This window comes from Streptomyces sp. AC558_RSS880 (assembly GCF_019049255.1).
Taxonomy (GTDB): Bacteria; Actinomycetota; Actinomycetes; order Streptomycetales; family Streptomycetaceae; genus Streptomyces.
Genome location: NZ_JAGMUJ010000171.1, coordinates 1 through 9,392 on the forward strand (window position 1 = coordinate 1; position 9,392 = coordinate 9,392).

The following is a 9,392-nucleotide window of genomic DNA, read 5'->3' on the forward strand; positions in this document are numbered from 1 at the left end:
TCGACGAGGTCAGCCGCACCGGCCGCCCGCTCACCCTGACGACTCAGCAACACCAGCTCGCGCACCCCGTACCGGGACACGAGGTGACGGGCGACGAGTCCGCCCAGCGTGCCCGTACCCCCGGTGACCAGCACCGCCCCGTCACCGAACGACACCCGCTCACTGCCGGAGTCCACTCCGTGCCGCACCAGACGCGGCACGAGCAGTTCGCCGCCGCGTACCGCGACCTCGCGTTCGCCGGTCGCCAGGGCGTCCCGTGCAGCCGACGACCAGTCGTCCCCATCCGCGTCCACCAGCGCGAACCGCCCGGGATGCTCCGTGGCAGCCGACCGCACCAGACCCCACACCGCCGACGACGCGACATCCGGCACACCATCGCCGGCACCCACCGCACCCCGCGTCACCACGACCAACCGTGAGGTCTCGAGGCGCGGGTCGGCCAGCCACGCGCGCAGGACGCTCAGCGTCCGCGCCGTGGTGGCGTGGGCCGCCGCCGCGTCCGGGGCGGTGCCCGACGGGCCGCCGGCGCACAGCAGCAGGACGGTCGTGGGGACGGGGGTCCCGGCGTCGAGTGCCGCCAGCAGGTCGGCGACGTCCGCGTAGTGGCTCGTCCCGTTCGCGGGCACCGGCCCGGACGTGTCGGGGCCGAGCACGGCCATGTCGGCGGGGACGGAGGCCGGCTCCGCGGCCGCGGCGGGGACCCACTCGACGGCGTACAGCGTTTCCTTGACGCTGACGGACTCCCGCAGCCGCGCCGCGTCGACCGGTCGCAGGGTCAGTGCGGCGATCCGGGCGAAGGGCTGTCCGCCGGTGTCGGCGAAGGCCAGCGCGACGGTGTCCGTGTCGAGCCGCGAGATCCGTACCCGGGCCGCGGACGCGCCCGTCGCGGACAGGGCGACGCCGTTCCAGGCGAACGGCAGCCGCAGCCGGCCGTCGTCGGCGCCGGGGTGCCCGGCCGTCACGAGGGCGTGCAGCGCGGCGTCGAGCAGCGCAGGGTGCAGACCGAAGCGGGCGGCTTCTTCACCGTGCTCGGCCGGCAGGGCCACCTCGGCACAGATCTCCTCGCCGAGCCGCCAGACCGACGTGAGGCCCTGGAAGGCCGGGCCGTACTCGTATCCGCGCGCCGCCAGGTCCGCGTAGAACGCGTCCAGGTCCACGGGCTGGGCCCCGGCCGGGGGCCAAGCGGAGCCGTCGGTGAGGGCCTCCGGCTCGGCGGGCGGCCCGTCCGACAGCCGGCCGACGGCGTGACAGATCCACTCGGCGTCGAGGTCCTCGTCGCCGGTCCGCGAGTGGACCGACACCGCCCGGCCGCCCGTCTCGTCCGGCGCGGACACGACGACCTGGACCGTCACGCTCCCCTGCTCGGGGACGGCCAGCGGCGCCTGGAGGGTCAGGTCGTCCACATGGCCGCACCCGGCCGCGTCGCCTGCCCGCAGGGCCAGCTCCACGAAAGCCGCGCCCGGCAGGAGGACGGTACCGGCGACGGCGTGGTCGGCCAGCCAGGGCTGCGCGGAGAGCGACAGCCGCCCGGTCAGTGTCACTCCGCCGTCCACGGCCGGCACGCAGGCCCCCAGCAGCGGGTGCTCCGCGTCCCGCAGCCCCACCGCGCCGAGATCCCCACGCGCCCCGGCAGGGGCTTGCAGCCAGTAGCGGCGACGCTGGAAGGCGTACGTGGGAAGGTCCACGAAGGCGTCGCCGTCGCCGAGGAGCGGTGTCCAGTCGACGGTCAGGCCGTGGACGAACGCCTCCGCCAGCGCGGCGGTGAAGCGCTCCTGTCCGCCCTCGCCCCGGCGCAGCGTGCCCAGCACCACCGCGTCCGCCCCGGCGGACTCGACCGCGCCCTCCACCGGAGTCGTCAGCACGGGGTGCGCACTCGTCTCGACGAACGCGTCGAAGCCCTGGGCGAGGAGAAGGCGGATCGTCTCCTCGAAACGAACCGTCTGACGAAGATTCGTGTACCAGTACTCCGCGTCCAGCCTCGGGTTCTCGAGCCGCTCGGCCGTCACCGCCGAGAAGAACGGGACTGTCGGAGTCTGCGGTTCGATGCCCGCCAGCTCGGCGAGCAGCCGCTCACGGATCGCCTCCACCTGGACGGAGTGGGAGGCGTAGTCCACCGGCACCCGCCGCGCCCACACGCCCTGTGCCTCGCAGTCGGTGAGGAGTGCGTCCAGAGCCTGCGGCTCACCCGCCACCGTCACCGACGCCGGACCGTTCACCGCCGCCACCGACACCCGGCCGCCGTACGCCGCGATCAGCTCAGAAGCACGCTCCACCGGCACACCCAGCGACGCCATACCCCCCGAACCGGCCAGCTCCAGGATCGCCCGGCTCCGCAACGCGACCACCTTCGCCGCGTCCTCCAGTGACAACGCACCCGACACGCACGCCGCCGCGATCTCGCCCTGGGAGTGGCCGACGACAGCTCCCGGCTCCACACCGAACGACCGCCACAGCTGCGCCAGCGACACCATCACCGCCCACAACACCGGCTGCACCACATCCACCCGGCCCAGCCACTCCTCGGAGTCCGACCGCAGAACCCCGGTGAGCGACCAGTCGACATGAGCCGCCAACGCCGCCTCGCACCGCTCGACCCACTCGGCGAACACCGAAGACGACTCCAGCAGACCGGCCGCCATCCCCACCCACTGCGACCCCTGCCCCGGAAAAACGAACACCGCCCGGCCCGAGGACCGCGCCCCACCCGTCACCACACCCGGCGCCTGCTCCCCCGCGCCCAGCGCCGCCAACCCCGCCGCCAACTGCGTACGGTCCGCGGCCAGCACCACACCCCGCTGCTCCAGCACCGACCGCGACCCCACCAACGCCGACGCCACCACCGCAAGATCCAGACCGTCCCGCCCGCCCACGAACCCGGCAAGCCGACCCGCCTGCCCCCGCAACGCCCCCTCCGACCGACCCGACACCACAAACGGCAACACCGTGCCGAGCTGTTCGGCCGCCGTCGGCTGTTCGGCCGTCGGCTGCGTGCCGTCTGTCGGCTGCGTGCCGTCTGTCGGCTCGGCGGTGGCTGCCTGCTCCAGCACGACGTGTGCGTTGGTCCCGCTGATGCCGAAGGAGGAGACGCCCGCGCGGCGCGGGCGGCCGGTGTCCGGCCACTCCCGGGCCTCGGTGAGCAGCTCGACGTCGCCGGCGGACCAGTCCACGTGCGGGGTCGGTTCCGCGATGTGCAGCGTCTTGGGCAGCACGCCCTCGCGCAAGGCCATGACCATCTTGATGACACCGGCGACACCGGAGACCGCCTGGCCGTGGCCGAGGTTCGACTTCAGCGAGCCGAGCCAGAGCGGGAGGCCGGGTTCGCGGTTCTGTCCGTAGGTGGCGATGATCGCCTGGGCCTCGATCGGGTCACCGAGGGTGGTGCCCGTTCCGTGGGCCTCGACGGCGTCTACGTCCCGGGCGGTGAGCCGTGCGTTGGTCAGCGCCTGCCGGATCACCCGCTGCTGCGACGGGCCGCTCGGCGCGGCGAGGCCGTTGCTCGCGCCGTCCTGGTTGGTGGCGCTGCCCCGGACGACCGCGAGGATGCGGTGGCCGTTCCGCTCGGCGTCCGACAGCCGCTCCACGAGCAGCACGCCGACGCCCTCCGCCCAGCTGGTGCCGTCCGCGGTGGAGGAGAACGCCTTGCTGCGGCCGTCGGCGGCGAGGCCGCGCTGACGGCTGAACTCCACGAACAGGCCAGGCGTCGGCATCACGCTGACACCGCCGACCAGCGCCATCGAGCATTCCCCGCCGCGCAGCGCCTGTACGGCGAGGTGCAGGCTCACCAGCGAGGACGAGCACGCCGTGTCGACACTCACCGCGGGGCCCTCGAGGCCGAAGGTGTAGGCGACCCGCCCCGATCCGACGCTGCTGGCGTTGCCGGTGCCGAGGTAGCCCTCGACGTCCTCGGGGGTGCGGTCCAGGCGCGCGGCGTAGTCCTTGGCGAGCATGCCGAAGAACACGCCGGTCTGGCTGCCGCGCAGGGCGGCCGGGTCGATGCCCGCCCGCTCGATCGCCTCCCACGAGGATTCCATGAGCAGCCGCTGCTGCGGGTCCATGGCGAGGGCCTCGCGCGGGGAGATCCCGAAGAACTCGGCGTCGAAGTCGGCGACGGCGTCGAGGAACCCGCCGTGACGGACGTAGCTCTTGCCGTGCCGACCGGGGTCGGGGTCGTACAGGTCGTCGAGGTCCCAGCCGCGGTCGGTCGGGAAGTCGGTGATCACGTCGCGGCCCTCGGCGACGAGCCGCCACAGGTCCTCCGGCGACTCGACCCCGCCCGGGAAGCGGCACGCCATGCCGACGATCGCGATGGCCTCGTTGTCCGTCGCGGGCGCCGCGACCGGGGTTTCGGCGGCGACGGCTTCGGCCGTGCCGAGCAGCTCGGCGCGGAGGAACCCGGCGAGGGCGAGCGGGGTCGGGTGGTCGAAGACGAGGGTCGTGGGCAGCCGCAGGCCGGTGGCCGCGTTGAGACGGTTGCGCAGTTCGACGGAGGTGAGCGAGTCGAAGCCGAGGTCCTTGAAGGTGCGTTCGGTGTCGGCCGATTCGGCGGAGGAGTGGCCGAGGACCGCGGCGACGTCGGCGCGGACGAGGTCGACGAGGACGCGGATCTGCTCGGCCTCGGGGACCGCTCGCAGTTCACGGGCCAGCGGGTTGTCCCGGCCGACGGTGACGGCCTCGACGGCGCGGCGCACCTCACGCGTGCGTACGAGGCCCTGGAGGAGCCTCGGCAGGGAACCGGCCGTGGCCTGGGCGCGGAGTGCGGTGTGGTCGAGGCGGACGGCGACGAGGTGCGGCTCGTCGACGTTCAGGGCGGCGTCGAGCAGCGCGAGCCCCTCGTCCGCCGTCATGGCGACGATGCCGGACCGGCGCATCCGGGCCAGGTCCTGCCGGCCGAGCCGCCCGGTCATGTCGCTGGCCGGCTCCCACAGGCCCCAGGAGACGGAGGCCGCGGGAAGGCCGTCCGCGTGCCGGCTTCGCGCGAGGGCGTCGAGGAAGGTGTTGGCCGCGGCGTAGCCGGACTGGCCGACGTTGCCGAGGACGCCGGCGAGGGAGGAGAAGAGGACGAACGCGGAGAGGTCCAGGTCACGGGTCAGCTCATGCAGGTTGACCGCGCCGTCGACCTTGGCACGCAGCACCCGCTCCAACCGGTCCGGGGTCATCGACTCCACCAGGCCGTCGTCGAGCACTCCGGCCGCGTGGACCACACCCGTGAGCGCCGGTACCCGCGCCAGCACCCTGGCCAATGCGTCCCGGTCGGCGGCGTCACACGCCTCCACGCTCACCCGCGCGCCCAAAGCGGCCAGTTCAGCCGTCAACGCGTCCGCACCCGGAGCGTCCGGGCCACGCCGACTGGTCAGCACCAGACTGCGCACGCCGTGCTCGGTGACCAGGTGCCGGGCCACCAGAGCACCCAGCGTGCCCGTGCCACCCGTGATCAACACCGTGCCGTCCGCGTCCAGCGCCCGGGGCATCCGCAGCACCAGCTTGCCGACGTGCTTCGCCTGGGACATGAACCGGAACGCCTCCGGCGCCCGCCGCACATCGAACGACCGCACCGGAACCGGCTCCAGCACCCCCGCCGCGAACAACCCCATCAGCTCACCCAGCAGCGCGCCTATCCGTTCGGGGCCCGCCTCCAGCAGGTCGTACGCCTGATACGACACCCCCGTGTACGCGGACTCCACCGCCCCCGCGTCCCGGATGTCGGTCTTGCCCATCTCCAGCAGCCGGCCACCCTCGGCCAGCAGCCGCAGCGACGCGTCCACGAACTCCCCCGCCAGGGAGTTCAGCACCACGTCGACACCCCGGCCGCCGGTGACGGTACGGATGCGCTCCTCGAACTCCAGCGAGCGGGAGTTCGCGATGTGGTCGTCGTCCAGGCCCAGCGAACGCAAGGTGTCCCACTTGCCCTCGCTGGCGGTGGCGAACACCTCCGCCCCGAGATGGCGGGCGATCTGTACCGCCGCCATCCCCACACCCCCCGCACCGGCATGGACCAGCACCGACTCGCCGGCACGCACGCCGCCCAGTTCCACGAGCCCGTAGTACGCCGTCAGGAAGGCCACCGGCACCGACGCCGCCTGCTCGAACGACCAACCCCCGGGGACGCGTGCCGTCATCCGGCTGTCGGCCACCGCGATCGGGCCGAAGGCGTCCCGGAACATCCCGAAGACCCGGTCACCGACGGTGAACCCGGTCACCTCCGGGCCGACTTCGGTGACGACACCGGCGCCTTCACTGCCCATGCCGGTCTGGCCCGGCACCATGCCGTGCCCGATCAGCACGTCGCGGAAGTTGACTCCCGCGGCGTGCACGGCGATCCGGATCTCGACCGGGCCGAGCGGCTGTTCGGCCGCCGGGGCGGGCAGGAGCGCCAGGTCGGACAGCGTGCCCTCGCGGGCCGTCTCCAGACGCCAGGCGCCGGACGGCGGGGGCAGCAGGCCGGCACCCGACGCGGTTCGCGCCAGCCGCGGCGCCAGCAGGACGCCGTCGCGCAGCGCGACCTGCGGCTCCCCACAGGCGAGGGCTGCGGGGAGGGCCGTGGGGGTCGGCTCGTCGGCGTCGAGGTCGACGAGGACGAAGCGGTCCGGGTGCTCGTTCTGCACGGTGCGCAGCAGTCCCCAGACCGGGGCGTTCGTGAGGTCCGTTTCCCCGTTCCCTCGCGCCGCCCGGACGGCACCGCGGGTCACCACCAGCAGGCGGGACGCGGCGAACCGCTCGTCGGCGAGCCATTCCTGGACGAGGACGAGGAGACGGGTGAGCGTCTCCGCCACCTCGTCGGCCGTCCCGGTGGCCGGGTGTCGTTCCCGCGCGTCGCCTGCCGAGGGCAGGAAGGCGACCGCCACCACGTCCGGGACTGCGCCGTCGGACGCGACGAGGGCGCCCAGGTCTGCGTACGCCTCCGCGTCGACGTTCTCCTGGCGCAGCCCGTCGGCCAAGTCCGCCGCGTTCTCACCGAGCACGGCCCAGGAGTGGTCCCCCGCGGGGGTGTCCGCCGGTTCGACCGTGATCCAGTCGAGGTGGAAGAGCGCCTCGTGGGCGGGGTGGCGGGTGAGGTCGAGCTGGTCCAGGGCCATCGGACGCACCGTCAGGCCGCGAGCCGAGAACACCGGACGGCCGGAGGAGTCCGCCGCGTCGACCGCCAGGGTGTCCGGGCCGGTGACGGACAGCCGGACGCGGAGCGCGGGGGCGCCGGCCGCGTGCAGCGTGGCGTCCGACCACACGAACGGCAGCCTGACCGTGCCCGCCGGGGCGGCGCCCAGGCCGCTCCGCCCGGCGGCGTGGAGAGCCGCGTCGAGCAGCGCCGGGTGCAGTCCGAACAGCTCGGCCTGTCCGGTGAGTTCGGCGGGCAGACCGACCTCGGCGTACACGTCGTCGCCCGAACGCCACGCCGCACGCAGTCCCTGGAACGCCGGGCCGTAGCCGTAGCCCGTCTCCGCCAGGCCCGAGTAGAAGCCGTCCAGATCGACCGGTTGCGCACCGGCGGGCGGCCAGGCAGCGAGATCGGCCGCCTCGTCGGCGGGGGCCGGTGCCAGGACGCCGGACGCGTGTCGGGTCCACGCGTCGTCGAGGGCGCCACCGCCCTGGGCACGTCCGTACACGGACACACCGCGCTCACCGCCGTCGTCGGGCGCGTCGACGAAGACCTGGAGCTGTACGGCTCCCTGGTCCGGGATCACCAGCGGTGCTTCGAGGGCCAGTTCGGCGACACGGCCGCAGCCGACCTCGTCGCCGGCCCGCACCACCAGCTCCAGGAACGCCGTGCCGGGCAGCAGTACGGTCCCGGCGACCGCGTGGTCACGCAGCCAGGGGTGGGACTGGAGGGAGACACGGCCGGTCAGTACGGCACCCTGCCCCCCACCGAGTGCCACAGCCGCACCCAGCAGTGGATGGTCCGCCTCGGCCAGGCCGAGCTGCCGCGCGTCCCCGGACGAGGCCGTGCGCTCCAGCCAGTACCGCTCGTGCTGGAAGGCGTACGTGGGCAGGTCGACGCGGGTGTCGGCCTGGTGGCCCAGGAGCGGCGACCAGTCCACCGGGAGGCCGTTGACGTACGCCTCCGCCAGCGCGGCGGTGAAGCGGTCCAGGCCGCCCTCGCCCCGGCGCAGCGTGCCCACCACCAGTGCCTGGGCCTCAGCGGTGTCCTCGATCGCCCCGTTCAGCACGGGGTGGGCGCTGGCCTCCACGAACGCGTCGTAGCCCTGGGCGAGGAGAAGGCGGATCGTCTCTTCGAAACGGACCGTCTGCCGAAGATTGGTGTACCAGTACTCCGCGTCCAGCCTCGGATTCTCAAGGCGTTCGGCCGTGACCGCCGAGTAGAACGGGATCGTCGGATCCTGCGGTTCGATGCCCGCCAGTTCGGTCAGCAGCCGCTCACGGATCGCCTCCACCTGAACCGAATGGGAGGCGTAGTCCACCGGGACGCGGCGCGCCCACACACCCTGCGCCTCACAGTCCGCGAGCAGTTGCTCCAAGGCCTGCGGCTCACCGGCCACCGTCACCGACGCCGGGCCGTTCACCGCCGCCACCGACACCCGACCCTCGAATCGAGCGATCAGCTCGGCCACCCGCTCCACCGACACACCGACCGACGTCATCCCACCCGACCCGGCCAGCTCCAGGATCGCCCGGCTCCGCAACGCGACCACCCTCGCCGCGTCCTCCACCGACAACGCACCCGACACACACGCCGCAGCGATCTCTCCCTGCGAGTGACCCACAACGGCACCCGGCACCACACCGAACGACCGCCACAGCCCCGCCAGCGACACCATCACGGCCCACAGCACCGGCTGCACCACATCAACCCGGTCCAGCCACTCCTCTGAGTCCGACCGCACCACCGACGTCAACGACCAGTCCACATGAGCCGACAGCGCCGCCTCGCACTCCGCCATCGACTCGGCGAACACCGAAGACGACTCCAGCAATCCGGCCGCCATCCCCACCCACTGTGACCCCTGCCCGGGGAACACCAGCACCGGCCGGCCCGCCGGGCGAGCCGTCCCGGAGAGGACGCCGGGCGCCGACTGCCCCGAGCCCAGCGCCTCCAGGCCGGCCGTCAGCTCCGCGCGGTCTTCGGCCAGTACGACGCTGCGGTGCTCCAGTGCCGCCCGAGTGCCGATCAGCGCGTGCGCCAGGGCGGCGGCCTCGATCTCGGGGTGCTCGGCCACGAGACGGGCCAGTCGACCCGCTTGCGCCCGCAGGGCCGCCTCCGACCTGGCCGACACCATGAACGGCAGGGCAGCGGCGACAACGGCCGGCTCACCGGGAGCGGTCTGTGTGAGAGCCGGGTCGGGTCCCTGTTCGAGGACGACGTGGGCGTTGGTGCCGCTGGCGCCGAAGGAGGAGACACCCGCCCGCCGCGGACGGCCGTCCGCGTCCGGCCACTGCCGGGC

General features: G+C 73.7%; 1 protein-coding gene. It reads right to left on the reverse strand.

Features of this window, described 5'->3' with window-relative positions:
- A partial coding sequence (locus KUM38_RS42630; protein ID WP_302181341.1) for a type I polyketide synthase occupies nucleotides 1-9,392 on the reverse strand: 9,392 nt, incomplete at both ends.